The following is an 18,470-nucleotide window of genomic DNA, read 5'->3' as shown; positions in this document are numbered from 1 at the left end:
CCCGGGAGACTTTGATGAAGAAACTGATTATTCCTTTTGCCGTCCTGATCGGACTGGCGGCCTGCCAGACAAACAGCAATGTCATTCGCAATAGTCAGGTCAGCCTGCTGTCACTGGCCAAGCCGGACCTCGCGGTTGGGGATACTTATACCTATTATCGCAATGGCGATAAGGAAACACTGACTGTTACTGCCAAAAGCCCAAATGGTTTCGCTTTCGAAATCACAGAGGGCAGCGCCGCCGGATGCACATCAGAAGGCCTCGGCTTCATGAGCCCAGACGTCAAATGGGCAGATTGCGACGGATCTAGCGGCACACAGACCGTTGTCAAAAAAGGCGACATCTGGCCCCTTAAGGTCGGCACGATGGAATCTTTTGACATCGAAGGCACAGACGGCAAAGACACGTGGTCCGCAACACGTGATTGCATTGTTGCCGGTACTGCAATGGTCACCGTCGGCGCCAAAACCATCCCGACCTACGAGGTGGTTTGCACCGATGGATCAAGCACACGCAGCTGGTTCTATTCACCTGACAACAAATGGCCGATCAAATACACCAAGGTCCACAAAAAGCGCGGCCTTGTCGAAGACAATGTGATCGACCTTGGTCAGGGTGCCAGCTGATACCAAGACCAATCCCCATGCGGATGATCAAATAAGACCAAATCCACCGAAAAGGGGCACGGCAAACAACCCGGTCGACCATCTGATCGACCGGGTCGTAAATTACCCGCAAATCTTATATGCCGCGATTGATCCTTGGCTGTTTGGTATCCATGTCATCGTTCAAGGGAATGATCAGTTGAACCGCAAGACGCACAAGTTCAAGCCGATCATTCGTACCCGTCTTGCGAAATACGCTGGTAAGCTGTGATTTGACGGTTTCAGGCCCCTTGCCCAAATGTTCGGCGATATCGCGGTTGCTTAACCCGCGTAGGACAGCGTCAAAAATTTCAATCTCGGTCGCGGTCAGTTTATAATGTTGCCGCATCAAACCGACATTCAGATCGGTGTACCAGAAAGGGTCAACCACGGTAATTAACACACCGGAAAATTGCCCCCCAAAGGTCCCGCGACTTTCACGCAAGGGCGACAGATCAAGCAAATAGGCACTGTTTTCATTGATCCGGCTGTTCAGTCGCAAACTTTCAGACGTCGTCATCAAACCATCTTTGCGGCTTAATTTCAAAACGGCATCACGCAAAAGACGGCCATCATGATCATCACGTGCCGAAAGGCTGGCACCGGCCCCCAGCACAAGACTGTCACCGGTCGAAACGATGCGATTGAATTCGTCATTGGCAATCACAAGTTCCGAGCCCGCCGTCACAATCCCAACCCCGATCCGCAACCGATCCAACACATCAAGAAACCCACCATAGCGGTGCCGCAAAAGATTGACCGGTCGGTTCATTTCCAGAACCTTTGTCAAATGCGGACCAACAATGCGCAGCATGCGAGCGGCTTCATCCGGAACAAAAGGGCCATCATCGCGATAATGAGTAGTCAGGATGTCATATCCAGACGGTTCCTTTAACAGACACATTCCTGCCGCCCGATTGCAGCCTGTGGCTTCCTCAAGCCAGGGATAAAAGCGCGATGGCGACATATCCCCATTGCGATGGCGCATCTCGTCACCGATTGAAAACTCGTAAAGATCAAGCTGGTGGAAATAGGCAGATCCATCATTGTGGTTCAACCCGAGACGAAGATATTCCCCCACCATTTCCGGCGTGATCCAGCTGTTAGCATGGAACGAATAATCAGAGATTTCAGGCCGGATATTTTCAATACGCAACAAAACTATATTTTGGCTTCCCAATATCGGGGTTAACCAATCAAGTTGATCTTTCCACAATTCGGGCGAAATGGCCGCTTCATACAGCGCCGGGATCATCCGGTTAAGAACGCTGAATTCATTTTCCATGGTTTTCAACGCGCCATTCCCCCTTGTTTTCATTCATCTTTAAAATTGATAAACCTTTCAAATTCAAAGACCAAGGATTTACACATCTTTTAAAGTAGCTTCATGTATCATTGCCCAACCGGGAACACCTGTCTTTGGGGGACATATGCCAAAAGATCTTCGGAACTTTCCCTATCGCGTGGTGATCCACGAAAAGCAATCAGCGCAAAATGTGCTCGACTGGTTGGACAAAAACATCCGCAGCGATAGATGGACCATGGGCATTCGCAATATCGAACTGCCCCGGTCCGGCCAAACCGCCCCGGTTGTTGATATGATGATCTATTTTTCCCGCCGCGAGGATATGGAACTGTTCCGTGAACGCTGGGCCGGGAAGGCACGCTCGCACAAGATTAAACTAAAATCCTGGCGCGCGGTCCTTTACGCCCTGCGACACCCCAAAACAGAAATGATCGTTTACGAACACGAAGAAGAAAGCCCCAAACGCATTCGTCCGGGCGATCCGGAAACAACCGTTGCCAAGGACGTCTGAAACAAAAAGCCCCGCGCGACTTAACGCACGGGGCCAAAATCAACCGGCCTGAATAAACCGGAAATCCGAATTACTTCGGCAATTCGGCATCAATGCCTTTGATGTACCAATCCATGCCAAGCAGCATGCCATCCGGCGCATCTTCGCCTTCCTTGATACGCAACTCGCCAGCCTGATCATAGATCGGGCCTGCGAACGGGTGCAGTTCACCCGATGCGATCTTGGCTTCGGTTTCCTCGGCCAGTGCTTTCACGTCGTCAGGCATGTTGGTGTAAGGTGCAAGATCAACCATACCCGATGCGATCCCCCCCCAGGTGTCGGTTGATTCCCAAGTCCCATCCAGAACAGCCTTGGCACGCGAAACATAGTATTCGTCCCAGTGGTCAACAATCGCCGTCAACTGTGCTTTCGGGGCAAATTTGATCATGTCAGATGCCTGACCAAAACCAACGATGCCACGATTTTCAGCAACCTGCAGCGGGGCCGGGCTGTCAGTATGCTGAACCATGATGTCAGCCCCCTGATCGATCAGGGCCTTGGCAGCATCGCCTTCCTTGCCCGGATCATACCAGGTGTTGGCCCAAACGATTTTGACTTTGACATCCGGGTTAACCGACCAAGCGCCCAGCATGAACGAATTGATGCCACGCACCACTTCCGGGATCGGGAACGAACCGACATAACCAACAATGTTTGATTTCGTCATTTTACCGGCAATCACACCGGCAACATAACGGCCTTCGTAAAAGCGTGCGGCATAGGTCGAAACATTGGCGTCGCGTTTAAAGCCGGTCGCGTGTTCGAATTTAACATTCGGGAACTGTTTGGCGACTTTAAGCGTCGGGTTCATGAAACCGAAAGAGGTGGTGAAAATCAGGTTATGGCCGGTCTGGGCCAACTGACGGATCACACGCTCGGCATCGGCACCTTCCGGAACGCTTTCGACATAGCTGGTGGTTACTTTATCGCCAAGGGCGGCTTCAATCGCCTGACGACCGATGTCGTGACGATAGGACCAACCATGGTCACCGATCGGACCGACATAGACAAAGCCGGCTTTGACGTCTTCGGCCTGGGCAGCACCCATACCAAAAGCAAGTGCACCGGTTGCCACAACGGCGGCAAGCGTGCGCTTCACGAGGTTTGCATTCATTATTTGGTCTCCCTGTAAATCACCTGATCAGGATTTAAACACAATCCTGTACGCAATCAATGACGTGTTCTTAGACGGGCCAAGACTCAGCCAAGCCGGCCGGCCAATATCGCACCGATATAATCGAGCGGCTTGGTTGAGTTTTGGCCCGATACGCACTTCCTCCCACCGGGTTAGGGCATCATTTATGTACCCCGGCCCCGTTTAACCGACCCTATTGTGCGGGTCGGAACGCCTGCCCGATACAGGCAGGTGCATTCAATCTGATCTTTGCGCGATCACTGGAAATGATCACCAGAACAATCACGGTCGCAAGATAGGGCAGCATCGACATGAATTGCGACGGCACATGAACGCCCGCACTTTGCGCATGAAGCTGCAACACTGAAATCATCCCGAACATATACGCCCCGGCCAATAGGCGCCCCGGACGCCATGTCGCAAACACCACCAATGCAAGCGCAATCCAGCCACGCCCCGCCGTCATATTTTCGGCCCACATCGGAGTATAGGACAGCGAAAGATACGCCCCGGCAAGGCCTGACATCGCGCCGCCAAACATGGTCGCCAGATAACGGATTTTAATCACCGAATATCCGATGGCATGGGCCGATGAATGGGAATCCCCAACCGCCTTGAGTATCAACCCCGCACGGGTGCGCGTCAGGAAAAACCCGATGCCAATCACGGCTGCAATCGACAGATAAACCAGAAAATCCTGCCCAAACAGAATTTCACCAATCACCGGCAAATCTGTCAGAAACGGAATATGCAGCCCCGGCAACGGTTTAATCGCGAAACCAACAAAACCTGATCCGACAAGGGCCGAAAAACCAACACCAAAGATGGTCAGCGCCAACCCCGTTGCCACCTGATTGGCCATCAGGGTCAAGGTCAAAAAGGCAAAAATCAACGACATCAATATACCGGCAACAATCGCGGCCAGAATGCCCAAAATGGCCGACCCGCTGGATGCGGTTACCGCAAAACCGGCAATCGCGCCGACCAGCATCATGCCTTCAACGCCAAGGTTAAGCACCCCGGATTTTTCGGTAATCAATTCACCGGCCGATGCCAACAAAAGCGGGGTCGACGCCGTGATCACGGTCAGGGTCAGTGGAATAAGCCAATCCATTATATGGCCTCCCCTTTGGCAACCGGGGTTCCAAACCGCACCCGGTATTTGGTCAAAACATCACAGGCCAACAGGAAAAATAGCAAAATCCCCTGAAACAGGCCGGTCACGGCATTAGGTAGGCCAAGCGTAATCTGGGCCAATTCCCCCCCCAGATAGGTCAGCGCCATGATTAGCCCACCAAACAAAATGCCCAGCGGATGCAACCGCCCAAGAAAGGCGACGATAATCGCGGTGAAGCCATAACCCGGCGAGATTTGCGACTGCAACTGACCAATCGGCCCGGCCACTTCAAACAAACCGGCAAGCCCGGCAAGCCCGCCCCCCAACAAAAGGGTAAACCAGACCATGCGTTTTTGACGGAACCCGACATGGCGGGCGGCCTGCGGGGCCTTGCCCACAACGCGCAACTGAAACCCAATCACGGATTTGGACAATAAAATCCACCCGGCAATCACGACAAAAACCGCAAAGGCCGTGCCCAGATGAACGCGCGTGCCATCATAAATGATCGGCAACAGTCCCGCATCCGGGAACGGACGGGATTCCGGAAAATTGAACCCTTCGGGATTGCGCCAAGGACCATGAACCAGATAGCTTAAAAACAGCGTTGCGACATAGGTCAGCATCAAACTGGTCAGGATTTCATTGGCATTGAATTTCGTGCGCAGCAAGGCCGGGATTGCCCCCCAAAACGCCCCGCCAATCGCCCCAAAAACAAACATCGCCGGCAGCAAAAACATGCTTTCGCTGTCATGAAAATAAAGCGCCAGACCACCACCGAAAATGGCGCCCATGGTCAACTGTCCCTCGGCCCCGATATTCCAGACATTGGCCCGGAACCCCATCGAAAGCCCCACCGCAATGATTACCAGCGGCGTAGCCTTAACGAACAGTTCGGAAATGCCATAGCTGTTGCTGATCGGCAGGATAAAGAAGGTATAGAGTGCATCGAACGGGTTCTTGCCCATAAAGGAAAAGATGATCCCGCCAACAAACAGCGTCATCAAAATTGCCAGAACCGGCGATAGATAAACCATCGCCTGACTATGCTGGCGACGGGGTTCAAGCCTGATCAACGCGGCCTCCTTCGATATGTGCTGGCGCCATTTGCGGCGCATCGCCTTCGTGATCGTGAAGACCGCCCATCAACAGACCGATTTCCTCGATACTCACCTCGGCCATCGGACGCGGGATTGACATCTTGCCTTCGGACATCACCACCACCTGATCACAGATGGCAAAAATCTCGTCCAGATCCTGTGAAATCACCAAAACTGCCGTGCCCTTGCTTGCCAGATCCAGCAACGCCTGATGGATGGCACTTGCCGCCCCGGCATCCACCCCCCAGGTCGGCTGGGAAATCACCAACAGCCCCGGATCCTGAAGGATTTCACGCCCAACGATAAACTTCTGAAGGTTCCCGCCCGAAAGGCTTCCGGCCTCGGCCGAGGCACCAGTAGTGCGAACATCAAATGTCTTGATGATATTATCGGCAAAGGACCGGGTCGGAACTTCGCTGATCAAACCACACGCCGATAATGCCATCCGTCGGAACGCCGTTAGAAATGCGTTTTCCGACAGGCTCATATCCGGAACAGCCCCATGACCATTGCGTTCTTCGGGCACAAAGGCCGCGCCAAGACGACGACGACGCCGTGGACCAAAATGCGCAACCGGTTTGTCATCAATCCGGATGCAATCGGGCGTACCCAGAATTTCGATTTCACCGGCCAATGCCTGAAACAATTCGTTCTGACCATTCCCGGCCACCCCGGCAACGCCCATGATTTCGCCGCCGCGCACCTTAAGGTCGATGCCCTTAAGGTCGGTGCCAAATTGTTCGTCGCTGACCAAGGACAGGCTGGAAACATCAAGGCGAACATCGCCGAAATTGCGTGTGCCGCGGCGGTCCGGGGCGGTCAACTTCTGGCCGATCATCATTTCGGCCATGGATTTCGCCGTTTCGGCGCGCGGATCGCACCCGCCAACCACCTTGCCACCGCGCAACACGGTTGCACGCTGGCACAGGGATTTAACCTCGTGCAGTTTATGGCTGATATAAAGTATCGCACAGCCTTCATCCGCCAGACGGCGCAATGTTTCAAACAGTTTTTCGACTTCCTGCGGCGTCAAAACCGATGTTGGCTCATCTAAAATAAGCAGCTTGGGGTTTTGCAAAAGACAACGAACAATCTCGATCCTCTGCCGTTCGCCAACCGACAGAGTATAAACATGACGATCCGGGTCAAGCGGCAGACCATAGGTCTTTTCGACCTCGACCACCTGTTGGCGAAGGGCGGCCATATCGCGCACATCATTCATCGCAAGCGCGATGTTTTCCAGCACCGTCATGGTTTCAAACAGCGAGAAATGCTGAAATACCAAACCAACACCCATTTCGCGCGCATCATGCGGGCTATGGATCTTGACCGGCTTGCCATCCCAAAGCAATTCGCCCTGATCGGCCTGCAATACACCATAAATGATTTTGACAAGCGTACTTTTACCCGCGCCATTTTCCCCCAAAAGGGCATGGATTTCGCCAGGTTCAATACGGAAACTGATATCGTCATTCGCCAGACAGCCCGGAAACGCCTTGGTCACGCCGCGCACTTCAAGTTGCGCTGGCTTTGCCCCCTTCGTCATTTCCATGCCTGTTTCTGATCCGATATTCCCGGTCGTGGACGTCACTTCTGCCCCCCCTTTATTGCGATCCGATCACGCGTCGCGTTGGTATTGGTTGGTATTACCTGTTCACGACCGGCTAATCAAACGGTCTCAATACGCGATTTTGTCTTCCTTGGCATCCCATGCCGCAAAGACATCCCGCGCTTCCCCCAATTCCACATGTTCGCATGGCAGGCTCCGATCCGGGATCGGTTTTGCCACTTCATCATAAAGAAACTGATCATCAAAGCCGATTGCCGCCGCATCTTGGCGCGAATTGGCATAATAGATCCTATCCAGACGCGCCCAATAGATCGCAGCCAAACACATCGGACAGGGCTCACAACTGGTGTAAATCTCGCATCCGGCAAGATTAAAGCTATTCAGTGCTTCACAGGCGGCACGAATGGCGCTGACTTCGGCATGGGCTGTTGGATCGTTGCAAGACGTCACCTTGTTCCAACCTTCGGCGATGACCTTGCCATCCTTGACAATGATCGCGCCAAATGGGCCGCCACATCCCTCATCCATTTTCGTCCGTGATAATTGCACGGCACGCAGCATATGCTCTTGCTTGTGATTGGCCTTACACACAGCCAAATCTCCCTTTATGAACCCTTGATCCGATGTCCGGATCGTCTTTCCTGATCAGGCCACTATTGGCGCGGCCCTTTATCATTTATACACCTTGCAATGAAGGCTTTATCATCCAGAAAGGCCGTCTTGTGCGACCCTGTTTCCCGAATTTTGTGCCATGCCTGCCTCACGCACGCGCAGCAATTGCACAGCAACCGATGCCGCGATAATGGCGGGCTGTTTACCGATAATACCGTCAATTCCAATTGGACAGGTCAAACGCCCGATTTCCGACGTCCCCAGTCCTCGATCCTGAAGCCTTCGGACAAAGCGCGCACGTTTGGTTTGGCTGCCGATCATGCCCACAAACCCAAGATCACCGCGCATCAATGCTGCCCGACAGATATCAAAATCCTGTGCGTGGCTATGCGTCAGGATCAATGCGAATGCCCCCGCAGACATATCTGCCACCTCGTCTTCGGGCCGATCACTTTGATGGATATGAAGTTTTGGCGTTTCGGCAAGCGTCAAATAATCATCCCGCGAATCGACCAGATGAATATCAAACGGCAAAGGTGCCAGTGATTGCACTATCGCCTGTCCAACATGCCCGGCGCCAAACAGCCAAAGCGGCGTCGCCCCGTCATCAAGGCGCAGACAAAGCATTTTCCGGCCCGCCCACTGACAAATTCCGCCCCGCACCCCGGCGAAGATCTTCGCCAAAGTCGCAGCATCATCGCCCTCAACCGCCACAACACTCATCGCCCCATCCATTGGCAAGGTGACCCAAGCCCCGGCGGTATGCTGTGCTATACCCGCACCACGGCAAATGGCATCAGCCAATTGCTGTTTTTGCAAGCCATCCAGCCAATGAAACGCGACTTCAACCGAACCGCCGCAACATTGGCCAAGCCCCGGCCCCAGCGGGAACCGCACCAGTTCGGCCCCACCAGAAACACCAACACCAGCCTCACCCCCAAACTCGGCGCCGATGCCCGCAACATCACAAGCATTGCCACGTTCCAGCAATGCCTTGCGCGCCCGGACCGTGATTTGGTGTTCAAGATTGCCACCACCAACCGTTCCGGCAATCGCCGTCTCGCTCACCAGCATAAACGCCCCGGCCTCGCGCGGGGTAGAGCCCGCAATCGCCGCAACACTGATCAGCATCACCGGATCGGGTGATTGCAACACAGTGATATGGTCGTGCGGTGACAAGCGCATGATGCCTATTCCCCTGCCGCTACAATAGTATCGTGGTGTCGGGCGATCATACCCTTTGCCACACCTGCCACGGCATATAACACCGCCTCGGGTGTTGCCGGGGTATCAAGCATCGGAATGACTTTGCCATCTCCAATCGATGCAATCGCATCGGCAATCGCACGGTGAACGGAAATTGCCAGCATCAAAGGCGGCTCACCAACTGCTTTTGATCGATGAATGGATTTTTCAACGTTTCTTCCGGGATTCCAGATATTAATGCGGAAATCTTCCGGTCGATCGGAACATGCAGGGATTTTATAGGTTGACGGCGCATGAGTGCGCAACTGACCCGCATCATTCCACCATAATTCCTCGGATGTTAGCCATCCCATGCCTTGAATAAATCCGCCTTCAATCTGACCACGATCAATTGCTGGGTTCAGCGAGCGGCCAACATCGTGACAAATATCAACCCGCGTGACCTTGTTTTCACCGGTCAGGGTATCAATCATCACCTCGGAACAGGCGATGCCATAGGCAAAGTAATAAAACGGCCGTCCCGATGCCGTTTCACGATCATAATGGATTTTCGGTGTGGCATAATATCCAGTTGCCGACAGGGACACCCGCGCCAGATAGGCCTGTTTAACCAGATCGGCAAATTCCACATCTGCAACGTCACCGATCATAACCCGCCCGGGCACAAACCGGATGGCGGCCTCGGCAACACCATATTTTTCGGCGGCAAATGCGATCAGGCGGTTCTTAATCGTGATGGCCGCATCACGTGCGGCCATGCCGTTCATATCCGCACCGCTGGATGCCGCGGTTGCCGATGTATTGGGCACCTTGCCGGTATTGGTCGCGGTAATCTTGATCCGATCCAGATCAATCTGGAATTCCTCGGCCACGACCTGGGCAACCTTGATAAACAGGCCTTGGCCCATTTCGGTGCCGCCATGGTTCAAATGCACCGATCCATCCTGATAGATATGGATCAACGCACCCGCTTGATTAAGGAATGACGTGGTAAAGGAAATTCCGAATTTAACCGGCGTGATAGACAATCCCCGTTTGATCACCGGGCTGTCGGCGTTAAAGGCTGCAATGTCGGCCCGACGCTTGCGATAGTCACTCGACGTGACGATTTCGTCAGTCAGTTCGGCCAGAACATTATCTTCGACCGTCATGTGATAGGGCGTCGTATTACGGTCGTTGATGCCATAGTAATTGGCAATTCGCACATCAAGCGGGTCCCGACCAAGGGTCAGGGCAATTTCATCAATAATCCGTTCAATCGCGACCATGCCCTGTGGCCCGCCAAACCCGCGAAACGCGGTATTCGACACCAAATTGGTTTTGCAACGATAAGACCGGATTTCAACATCACCAAGGTAATAGGCATTGTCGGTATGGAACATTGCCCGGTCGCAAATCGCCGCTGACAGATCGGCCGAAAATCCGCAATTGGTGGCATATTGAATATCCAGCCCGCAAATCCGCCCGTCATCGTCAAAACCAACATCATATTCGACAATAAAGTCATGGCGCTTGCCGGTCATGACCATATCGTCATCGCGATCCAACCGCATCTTGGCCGGACGTCCGGTTTTAACCGCAACAATCGCCGATAATGCCGCCCATTGTGATGCCTGGGTTTCCTTGCCGCCAAAACCACCGCCCATACGACGGACTTCCACCGTTACCGCATTGGCCGGACGACCAAGGACATTGGCTATATTGTGCTGCACTTCGGATGGATGCTGGGTCGAGCAATGCAAAAGGACATCGCCATCTTCTTGCGGGATGGCAAAGGTAATCTGGCCTTCCAGATAAAAGTGATCCTGCCCGCCAATTTCCATCTTGCTCGACCGGCGATGCTTGGCACGCGCCAATGCCGACACGGCATCCCCCTGTGCCATCACATGCGGCGGGGCAACAAATTGCTGTTTTTCAAGCGCCTCTTCGGTGCTCAGAACCGCGGGCAGTTCTTCATATTCGATATGCGCCAGTTTGGCGGCATTCCGCGCTTGTTCACGGGTTTCGGCAGCAACACAAAAAACCGGCTGACCATAAAACTGCACAATACCATCGGGTAAAACCGGATCATCATGGGTATGGGCCGGGGATACGTCATTCACGCCCGGCACATCATCGGCGGTCAGAACACAGACCACACCAGGGGCGGATCGCACCTTGGACAAATCCATTTTCACGATCTTGCCATGCGCAATGGTCGCGGCACCGGGTGCCAGATGAAGCGTCCCGAACGGTTCCAGAATATCGTCAATATAAACCGCTTCGCCCGTGACGTGTTTCGGGCCGCTGTCATGTTTGCTGGGCGACCGCACCCCGCCCAAAAGACCGGGCGTCGGGGCCATAAGCTCGCCCGGTTCTTTTTGATCAACCAATTGGGATGGCGTCCTAGACATAGGCTGCCTCCCTGCCAACCAGACGGGTGGCAATTTCGGGCACAGTTGTTTCGATATACAGCTTGGTCAAAAGATTCTGCGCGACCAGCATGCGGTATTCCTTGGACGCGCGCATATCCGACATCGGGGCAAAATCACGCGACAGTGCCTGCTGGGCAAGGGTCAAGCTCGCCTCGTCCCAATCCTGTCCAATCACGGCAGCTTCACATTGTTTCGCCCGCATCGGGGTTCCGGCCATACCGCCAAAGGCTGCGCGGAATTCGGTGACCTTGCCATCCTCAACCCGAATGGAAAATGCCGCCAGAACCGCAGTAATATCCTGATCAAACCGTTTGGAAATCTTATAGGCTTTAAACTGCGTTCCGGCCGTGGGTTTGGGCACGATCACGCTTTGCACGAATTCGCCGCGGGCACGATCCTGTTTACCATAGGTAACAAAGAAATCTTCAAGTGCGACTTCGCGCCGAACATTACCCATTCGCAAAACAATCCGTGCGCCCAGTGCGATCAACGCCGGTGGCGTATCGCCAATCGGCGACCCGTTGGCAATATTGCCCCCCACGGTGCCCGCATTGCGGATTTGCCGCGATCCGATTCGACGCACCAATTCCCCGACATCGGCCGCAATCAGACCTAACGCATCATGCGCATCGCTATAGGTCACACCGGCCCCGATGGTCAGAACACCACCCTGTTCGCGAACCGATTTCAGATCAGCGACATCGCCAATATAAATAATCGGGTCCAACCGCTTTAACATTTTGGTCACCCAAAGCCCAACATCGGTGCCCCCGGCCAAAACCGTCGCATCCGGATGGGCAACCAAAAGATCGGCAAGTGCGTCACTGCTGCGCGGGGCAAAATAACGACCAACGGGCGTTTCAAGCGCCAGCATTGGCGCATCATCAACCATTGCATTCAGACGCGCAGAAATATCCACACGGCGTTTCTGTTCAACGGGATCTTTGGCGCTGATGCCACCGGCCTTTCGGGCGGCCTCGATGATCGGACCATAGCCGGTACAGCGGCACAGGTTCCCCGCCAGTGCATCATTGATCGCCCCACGGTCATCCTCGCCCCCGTCCAGCCAAAGCTGATACAGGCTCATAACAAAGCCCGGCGTACAGAAACCGCATTGCGATCCATGGGTATCGACCATGGCCTGTTGCACCGGATGCAGGTTACCACCATCGGATTTTAGATGCTCAACCGTCAAAAGCTGTTTGCCATCAAGGGTCGGCATAAACTGTATACAGGCATTGACCGTGCGATAACGCATGCTGCCCTTGCCGTCCGGTTCGCCCAGAACAACGGTACAAGCCCCACAATCGCCCTCGCCACAGCCTTCCTTGGTACCGGTTTTGCGCGCGCTTAGGCGCAGCCAGTTCAGAACCGTCATCTGCGGATCGATATCGCGCAAACTGTGTTCTTCGTTGCCAAACAGGAAACGGATGTCATTGCGCAGATCTGCGACCGGTATCGTCATGACGGCCTCAGCTACCACGATAGGTGGAATAGCCAAACGGCGATAGCAACAGCGGCACGTGATAATGCGACTGCCCATCCGAAATACCGAACCGGATCACAACCTGATCCAAAAATTTCGGATCTGGTAAATCAAGACCGATGGCATCGAAATATTCACCGGCATGAAAGACAAGCTGATATCTCCCCGGCTTGAAAGTCGCCCCCTCAAGCATCGGTGATTCAGTGCGGCCGTCGGCATCGGTCACGGCTTCGGCGACCAGATCATCATGCCCGTTACCAAAACGATGCAATTCGATCCGAATGCCGCCCGCCGGGCAACCTTTTGCCGTATCTAGAACATGGGTAGTTAGTCGTCCCATGTTGGGCCTCCTCTTTTCTCTCTCATGGCGTGGTCGGTCGCTTCTTCCCTGGTCCGGCTTTTGTAATTTGTCGTTTTGTGCCGAACGAATTTTTTATAGCGTTTCAAAAAGGTCGCATTTGCACAGCAATCGTGGAAAGAGGTGATAAAGTGAAACTATATCAATTATTCTTTGAAAAACGATTGCCGTAACTTCGTGCACAATACGCTTAACGCCAGACAAACGCCTTAAAAAGCCAATAAAAACGCGGCTATACCGATTTTCCGTCCAGGAACATTATCAAAGTCAGATTGATAGTGCGGCATTTCAATCCATGGATCGCCCTGCAAGAGTTCTTCCTTGCTGCGTTGCGACCTATGGTTAATGCTACACCAAACCGCCCGCGACACAAAGCCGGGCGTTGCAATATCAAAAGAGGCAAAAGATGACCGACCAGAATTATGCACGCGACCTGATTGGTTATGGGGCCAATCCGCCAAAGGCCAATTGGCCGGGCAAGGCCCGCGTCGCGGTTCAGTTTGTCCTGAATTACGAGGAAGGCGGCGAGAACTGCGTCCTTCACGGAGACCGCGCATCCGAGGCATTTCTGTCGGAAATCATCGGTGCCGATATGCGCGAAGGTGTGCGCCATATGAGCATGGAATCGATCTATGAATATGGGTCGCGCGTCGGTGTCTGGCGCATCCTGAACCTGTTTCGCGAACGTCAGATTCCAATCACCCTGTTCGCAGTTGCCATGGCACTGGCCCGCAACCCCAAGGTTGGCGAAGTCGCAATGCAAGACGGGCATGAAATATGTTCACATGGCTATCGCTGGATCGATTACCAATATTTCCCCGAAGACCTCGAACGCGAACACCTTCATAAGGCCATCGACATCATCAAAGGCGTCACCGGCGAACGTCCGCTGGGCTGGTACACCGGGCGCACCGGCCCGAATACGCGCCGCCTTGTCGCCGAAGAAGGCGGTTTTCTGTATGATGCCGATGACTACAGTGACGAATTGCCGTTCTGGTCAACCCAGACCGAAACACCGCATCTGATCGTACCCTATACCCTTGATGTCAATGACATGCGCTTTGCCGCGATGCAGGGCTTTAATTCCGGCGAACAATATTTCCAATACCTTAAAGACAGCTTTGATACCCTGTATGAAGAAGGCGCAGAAACGCCGAAAATGCTGTCGGTCGGTTTGCATTGCCGTCTTGTCGGTCGTCCGGGCCGCTTTGCCGCCCTTAAACGCTTTGTCGATTATGTGCGCGGCCATGACGATGTCTGGTTTGCACGCCGTGTTGATATTGCCCGTCACTGGCGCGAACATCATCCGTTTCCGGGCAAAGACTAAACGCCAAGAATAACAAGAACTGAAAACTGATATGACCGAACCTGTAAAATCATTGTTTGAAACCCGCCCGCCCAGCACATTGGCCCAAAGTGCCTTTATTTCGATGTATGGCGGGGTTTACGAACATTCGCCGTGGATCGCCAAACAGCTTTATGATCGCGGCATCACACCGGCACTCGACAATCCGGCTGCCTTGGCCGATGCCATGGCGGCCGTAGTGAACGGTGCAGTCGATGATGACAAACGCACCTTGCTGCGCGCCCATCCCGATCTTGCGGGCAAACTGGCATTGGCCGATCTGACACAATCATCGCAAAACGAACAAACCGGTGCCGGGCTTGATCAATGCACAGCAGATGAATTGGCACGATTTACCGAATTGAACGACATCTACAAAAAGAAGTTCGGTTTCCCGTTCATCTTTGCCGTCAAGGGGTTCCATCGGACCGACATTCTGAACGCGTTTGAACGGCGCGTGAAAAACGATGTCGAAACCGAATTTAACGAGGCTATAAATCAGGTCCATCGCATTGCCAGATTACGTCTCGACGCCCTTTGACTGTGATAAACGGCCCGGATAAAATAACCGATAATCAGGATTTACAAACTATGAGCCACCATACAGACCACGACACACCGGAATTTACCCGGCGCTTTGTTAATCTGGCCGATGAACGTCTGGGCGCAACTGCAATCTTTGCGACCGATGATTTCTTTGCCGACAAACAGCGCATGCTCCAATCCGCCGATGCGATTTTCTATCCCGATAAATACGATGATAACGGCAAATGGATGGATGGCTGGGAAAGCCGCCGCAAACGTGTCGAAGGTCATGATTACTGTGTGGTGCGGTTGGCAACCTCGGGCCGAATTTACGGAGTTGATATCGATACCAGCCATTTCACCGGCAATTTCCCGCCCGCCGCATCGCTTGAGGCCTGCTATTGCCCGGATGGTGATCCGGCAGATGACGCAAAATGGATCGAAATCGTCGCTCCGATCGGCTTGCACGCCGGGGTAGAAGCCGATGCCCATCACTTTGCCGATGTTACCGCCGACGGCGTCTTCACCCATGTACGTTTGCATATCTATCCTGATGGCGGGGTGGCGCGCCTGCGGGTTTATGGCCGCCCGGATCGCGATTGGTCCACCATGGCCAGCGGGGCTGAACAGGTCGATCTGGCGGCCATGATCAATGGCGGCGTTGTTCTGGCATGGTCAGATTCGCATTACGGCAATCCGAATGCCATTTTGGCACCGGGGCGCGGGATCAATATGGGCGATGGCTGGGAAACCCGCCGCCGTCGTGAACCGGGCAATGAATGGCTGATCATCGAACTCGGCCATCCGGGCGAGATTGAGAAAATCATCGTCGATACCTGCCATTTCAAAGGCAACTATCCTGATCGTGTGTCGATCCAGGCCGCCTTTGTTGACGGCGAAAAGGATAAGTCGCTACGCGCGCGCTCGATGTTCTGGCAAACCATTTTGCCCGAACAAAAAATGCAAGCCGACCATATCCATGAATTTGATGCATCCATGATTGCCGCCCTTGGCCCGGTATCGCATTTGCGCGTCAATTCGATCCCCGATGGCGGCATCAGCCGGTTGCGTATTCTTGGTAAACCGGCAAAGCGATGAAACTGAAAGTCGAACCACTCACGCCCGATGCCTTTGCCCCGTTTGGCGAGGTGATTTCAACCGCAACCGCACGCGATGAATACAAAATCAATCTGGGCACCACGACCCGGTTTCATGATATTTCACGCGTCGATGCCGGGGACGCAGGTGGCGCTCCGATCATCAGCATCTTTCGCGGTACTCCGCGTCCGATGCCGATTGAAATCAAAATGATGGAACGCCATCCACTCGGCTCGCAGGCCTTTGTCCCAATGGCGGGTCAGAAATTCCTGATTGTGGTCGCCGATGGCACGGATATTCCCCAACCGGAAAACCTGCGCGCCTTTATTTCCGACGGATCACAGGGTGTCACCTATGGCAAAAACGTCTGGCATCATCCGCTTTTGGTGCTTGAACCCAATAGCAACTTTCTGATCGTTGATCGCAGTGGGCCGGGAAACAACCTCAATGAAATTGATTTACCGCGGGTCGATGGCACGGTGATTACGCTGGATTGGCCGGTCTAACGGCTCAAAACCAAAGCGATCACGCCGCCATCACCAATCCTATATTGGCAAGGTAACGGTGTAACTCGGCCCCGTTACCGACCACGTCCTCGGCCCCGGCATCCATCAGAATATCGGCGTCTTCCGGGCTGCGGTGCCCGCCACCAAGAAACCCGACAGCCCGCATTCCAGCCGCCTGTGCGGCAACGATGCCTGCCGGGCTATCTTCAATCACGATCGATCTTTCTGGCGAAAATCCGCATTCATTCGCGGCATGCAGGAAAATATCCGGTGCGGGTTTGCCATGTTTAACTTCCTCGACCGAGAATATCCGCGGGCCAAAAAATTCCAAAAGCCCCGTCACGCCAAGACATTTATCAAGTCGCGCCAGATCACTCGCCGATGCCACACAACACGGCACCGCTAGCGATTTCAAAACATCACTGATGCCCGAAATCGCCCGAAGATCCGTTTCAAACAGACCTTCAAGTACTCCTTCGCATTCGGCCTGATAGGCCACCGCATCAATCGCGGTTGTGTGCTGGTCATTTAACTGCGCGATCATTTCGCCGTAAGAAACACCGCCATAACGGCGCGCCAAAACATCTGCCGTCATTTCGATACCGTGACCTGCCAATACCTGTGTATCAACCGCAAAGGATAAAACCTCGCTGTCGATCAGGACGCCGTCACAATCAAAAATCACAAGTTCGATCATTGTTTGGCCGCCCCGCCAAGGTCCAACGCCAGTAAACGTTTCTGAATTTCCTGTGACAAGACCGCACTTGGCTGCGCGGCAAGGGCGCGTTGATAGGCCGCGCGCGCCATATCGGTTTTGCCCATCGCCAGCGCATTATCGGCGAAATGCGCGATATGTTCGGCCGTGGGCATTGCCTTGTTGACCGTAACAAAGACGTCCTCAGCCTCTTGATATTTGCCCTGTTTGTACAAGACAAGACCATAGGTATCGAGCGCCCCGGGATCGTTGGGGGCGACCTGCAAGGCCCGCTTGATCAGGCGTTCTGCCTCGGCCAGGTTTTCACCGCGTGTGGCATAATGAAACGCCAGCCAGTTCGCCGCCCCTGCATTTCCGGCATTTGCCGCCTGCATGGCTTCGGCCAGCATGGTATTCTGATAGCCTTCCATCACGGATTTAATGCTGTCGACATCAAGCCCATCAACATAGGTAAGGCCAACTCGCACCGCCTTGCAGCCCTGCCCGCCCTTTTCCTGACACAACGCAACGGCTTCTTCGACCGCGCCCAAAACCGTAGCACTTGGCCCGGCGGCATAGTCGATCCCCGCATCGTCACGCGACAACGCCTTGAAATCGATCATCGCCCGATATCGTTCATCAACAGGCTTTTCTGCCGGGCTTGCAAACATATCCTGGGGTTCCCAATTCGACCCGGTTTCTCCGCAGGCCGACAGTCCCAGCAGCAAAGCAACCGCAATCGCGGGATATAAAGATCGAATTTGAAATTGGCGACGATCTGGCAAGGCGTTCATTCCCTGTTTT

Annotated in this window: 18 protein-coding genes; 6 read left to right on the top strand and 12 right to left on the bottom strand. The window is 53.9% G+C overall.

Annotated elements, in window-relative coordinates; genetic code table 11:
* Positions 1–14 precede the first annotated feature (14 nt).
* Entirely contained in the window at positions 15–626 is a 612-nt protein-coding gene (locus TALK_RS05635) for a hypothetical protein (protein ID WP_085616760.1), read from the top strand.
* Positions 627–741: 115 nt separating this feature from the next.
* On the opposite strand, the gene TALK_RS05630 is transcribed toward TALK_RS05635, so the two are convergent.
* Entirely contained in the window at positions 742–1,929 is a 1,188-nt protein-coding gene (locus TALK_RS05630; protein ID WP_245829732.1) for a helix-turn-helix transcriptional regulator, read from the bottom strand.
* 145 nt (positions 1,930–2,074) lie between these two features.
* Here TALK_RS05630 and TALK_RS05625 point away from each other — a divergent pair, with 145 nt between their 5' ends.
* Positions 2,075–2,461: a hypothetical protein gene (locus TALK_RS05625; protein WP_085616756.1), complete on the top strand. Its 387-nt coding sequence runs from the start codon at positions 2,075–2,077 to the stop codon at positions 2,459–2,461.
* Positions 2,462–2,531: 70 nt separating this feature from the next.
* Here TALK_RS05625 and TALK_RS05620 read toward each other — a convergent pair whose 3' ends face one another.
* The 9 genes from TALK_RS05620 to uraH all read right to left on the bottom strand — a co-directional run bounded on the left by TALK_RS05620 (position 2,532) and on the right by uraH (position 13,480).
* On the bottom strand, positions 2,532–3,614 hold the full coding sequence (locus TALK_RS05620) for a BMP family ABC transporter substrate-binding protein (RefSeq protein WP_245829704.1): 1,083 nt from the start codon (positions 3,612–3,614) through the stop codon (positions 2,532–2,534).
* Positions 3,615–3,828: 214 nt separating this feature from the next.
* Positions 3,829–4,749 (bottom strand): ABC transporter permease, encoded by a 921-nt coding sequence (locus tag TALK_RS05615; protein WP_085616754.1) that lies wholly within the window; start codon positions 4,747–4,749, stop codon positions 3,829–3,831.
* Positions 4,749–5,828 (bottom strand): ABC transporter permease, encoded by a 1,080-nt coding sequence (locus TALK_RS05610; protein WP_139833741.1) that lies wholly within the window; start codon positions 5,826–5,828, stop codon positions 4,749–4,751. The genes TALK_RS05615 and TALK_RS05610 overlap by 1 nt, the downstream gene beginning before the upstream one ends.
* Positions 5,815–7,404, bottom strand: a complete 1,590-nt coding sequence (locus tag TALK_RS05605) for an ABC transporter ATP-binding protein (protein WP_085617115.1) — start codon at positions 7,402–7,404, stop codon at positions 5,815–5,817. The genes TALK_RS05610 and TALK_RS05605 overlap by 14 nt, the downstream gene beginning before the upstream one ends.
* A 126-nt stretch (positions 7,405–7,530) precedes the next feature.
* The gene (locus TALK_RS05600) at positions 7,531–8,013 is read right to left on the bottom strand and encodes a nucleoside deaminase (protein ID WP_245829702.1); all 483 of its coding nucleotides are present in this window, start codon (positions 8,011–8,013) and stop codon (positions 7,531–7,533) included.
* 111 nt (positions 8,014–8,124) lie between these two features.
* On the bottom strand, positions 8,125–9,219 hold the full coding sequence (gene xdhC / locus TALK_RS05595; RefSeq protein WP_085616750.1) for a xanthine dehydrogenase accessory protein XdhC: 1,095 nt from the start codon (positions 9,217–9,219) through the stop codon (positions 8,125–8,127).
* A 5-nt stretch (positions 9,220–9,224) separates the two neighbouring features.
* Positions 9,225–11,633 (bottom strand): xanthine dehydrogenase molybdopterin binding subunit, encoded by a 2,409-nt coding sequence (gene xdhB / locus TALK_RS05590; RefSeq protein ID WP_085616748.1) that lies wholly within the window; start codon positions 11,631–11,633, stop codon positions 9,225–9,227.
* Entirely contained in the window at positions 11,626–13,119 is a 1,494-nt protein-coding gene (gene xdhA / locus TALK_RS05585) for a xanthine dehydrogenase small subunit (protein WP_085616746.1), read from the bottom strand. The genes xdhB and xdhA overlap by 8 nt, the downstream gene beginning before the upstream one ends.
* Positions 13,120–13,126: 7 nt before the next feature.
* Entirely contained in the window at positions 13,127–13,480 is a 354-nt protein-coding gene (gene uraH / locus TALK_RS05580; protein ID WP_085616744.1) for a hydroxyisourate hydrolase, read from the bottom strand.
* A 424-nt stretch (positions 13,481–13,904) separates the two neighbouring features.
* Between uraH and puuE the strand changes: the two genes are divergently transcribed.
* The 4 genes from puuE to TALK_RS05560 are packed head-to-tail and all read left to right on the top strand — an operon-like array spanning position 13,905 to position 16,972.
* On the top strand, positions 13,905–14,825 hold the full coding sequence (gene puuE / locus TALK_RS05575) for an allantoinase PuuE (protein WP_085616743.1): 921 nt from the start codon (positions 13,905–13,907) through the stop codon (positions 14,823–14,825).
* Between the two features lie 31 nt (positions 14,826–14,856).
* The gene (uraD, locus tag TALK_RS05570) at positions 14,857–15,384 is read left to right on the top strand and encodes a 2-oxo-4-hydroxy-4-carboxy-5-ureidoimidazoline decarboxylase (RefSeq protein WP_085616741.1); all 528 of its coding nucleotides are present in this window, start codon (positions 14,857–14,859) and stop codon (positions 15,382–15,384) included.
* A gap of 50 nt (positions 15,385–15,434) precedes the next feature.
* Positions 15,435–16,466 (top strand): allantoicase, encoded by a 1,032-nt coding sequence (gene alc, locus TALK_RS05565; RefSeq protein ID WP_085616739.1) that lies wholly within the window; start codon positions 15,435–15,437, stop codon positions 16,464–16,466.
* Positions 16,463–16,972 carry an ureidoglycolate lyase gene (locus TALK_RS05560; protein WP_085616737.1) on the top strand — a complete coding sequence of 170 codons (510 nt, stop codon included), beginning with the start codon at positions 16,463–16,465 and terminating at the stop codon, positions 16,970–16,972. Before alc ends, TALK_RS05560 begins: the two co-directional genes overlap by 4 nt.
* 19 nt (positions 16,973–16,991) lie before the next feature.
* Here TALK_RS05560 and TALK_RS05555 read toward each other — a convergent pair whose 3' ends face one another.
* Both TALK_RS05555 and TALK_RS05550 read right to left on the bottom strand, forming a co-directional pair.
* A complete protein-coding gene (locus tag TALK_RS05555) occupies positions 16,992–17,669 on the bottom strand; it encodes an HAD family hydrolase (protein ID WP_085616735.1) in 678 nt (225 codons plus the stop codon).
* Complete coding sequence (locus TALK_RS05550; protein ID WP_245829700.1) at positions 17,666–18,337, bottom strand: hypothetical protein; 672 nt, start codon at positions 18,335–18,337, stop codon at positions 17,666–17,668. Before TALK_RS05550 ends, TALK_RS05555 begins: the two co-directional genes overlap by 4 nt.
* Between the last annotated feature and the right edge of the window lie 133 nt (positions 18,338–18,470).

Source organism: Thalassospira alkalitolerans (genome assembly GCF_002115745.1).
Taxonomy (GTDB): domain Bacteria; phylum Pseudomonadota; class Alphaproteobacteria; order Rhodospirillales; family Thalassospiraceae; genus Thalassospira; species Thalassospira alkalitolerans.
Note: the sequence above shows the minus strand (reverse complement) of the source record. Positions and strands in the feature narration are given on the sequence as shown.

Coding starts and splice junctions, on each gene's coding strand:
- TALK_RS05635 (WP_085616760.1), top strand. CDS start 15: ATGAAGAAACTGATTATTCCTTTTGCCGTCCTGATCGGACTGGCGGCC.
- TALK_RS05630 (WP_245829732.1), bottom strand. CDS start 1,929: ATGGAAAATGAATTCAGCGTTCTTAACCGGATGATCCCGGCGCTGTAT.
- TALK_RS05625 (WP_085616756.1), top strand. CDS start 2,075: ATGCCAAAAGATCTTCGGAACTTTCCCTATCGCGTGGTGATCCACGAA.
- TALK_RS05620 (WP_245829704.1), bottom strand. CDS start 3,614: ATGAATGCAAACCTCGTGAAGCGCACGCTTGCCGCCGTTGTGGCAACC.
- TALK_RS05615 (WP_085616754.1), bottom strand. CDS start 4,749: ATGGATTGGCTTATTCCACTGACCCTGACCGTGATCACGGCGTCGACC.
- TALK_RS05605 (WP_085617115.1), bottom strand. CDS start 7,404: ATGGAAATGACGAAGGGGGCAAAGCCAGCGCAACTTGAAGTGCGCGGC.
- xdhC (WP_085616750.1), bottom strand. CDS start 9,219: ATGCGCTTGTCACCGCACGACCATATCACTGTGTTGCAATCACCCGAT.
- xdhB (WP_085616748.1), bottom strand. CDS start 11,633: ATGTCTAGGACGCCATCCCAATTGGTTGATCAAAAAGAACCGGGCGAG.
- xdhA (WP_085616746.1), bottom strand. CDS start 13,119: ATGACGATACCGGTCGCAGATCTGCGCAATGACATCCGTTTCCTGTTT.
- uraH (WP_085616744.1), bottom strand. CDS start 13,480: ATGGGACGACTAACTACCCATGTTCTAGATACGGCAAAAGGTTGCCCG.
- puuE (WP_085616743.1), top strand. CDS start 13,905: ATGACCGACCAGAATTATGCACGCGACCTGATTGGTTATGGGGCCAAT.
- uraD (WP_085616741.1), top strand. CDS start 14,857: ATGACCGAACCTGTAAAATCATTGTTTGAAACCCGCCCGCCCAGCACA.
- alc (WP_085616739.1), top strand. CDS start 15,435: ATGAGCCACCATACAGACCACGACACACCGGAATTTACCCGGCGCTTT.
- TALK_RS05560 (WP_085616737.1), top strand. CDS start 16,463: ATGAAACTGAAAGTCGAACCACTCACGCCCGATGCCTTTGCCCCGTTT.
- TALK_RS05555 (WP_085616735.1), bottom strand. CDS start 17,669: ATGATCGAACTTGTGATTTTTGATTGTGACGGCGTCCTGATCGACAGC.
- TALK_RS05550 (WP_245829700.1), bottom strand. CDS start 18,337: ATGTTTGCAAGCCCGGCAGAAAAGCCTGTTGATGAACGATATCGGGCG.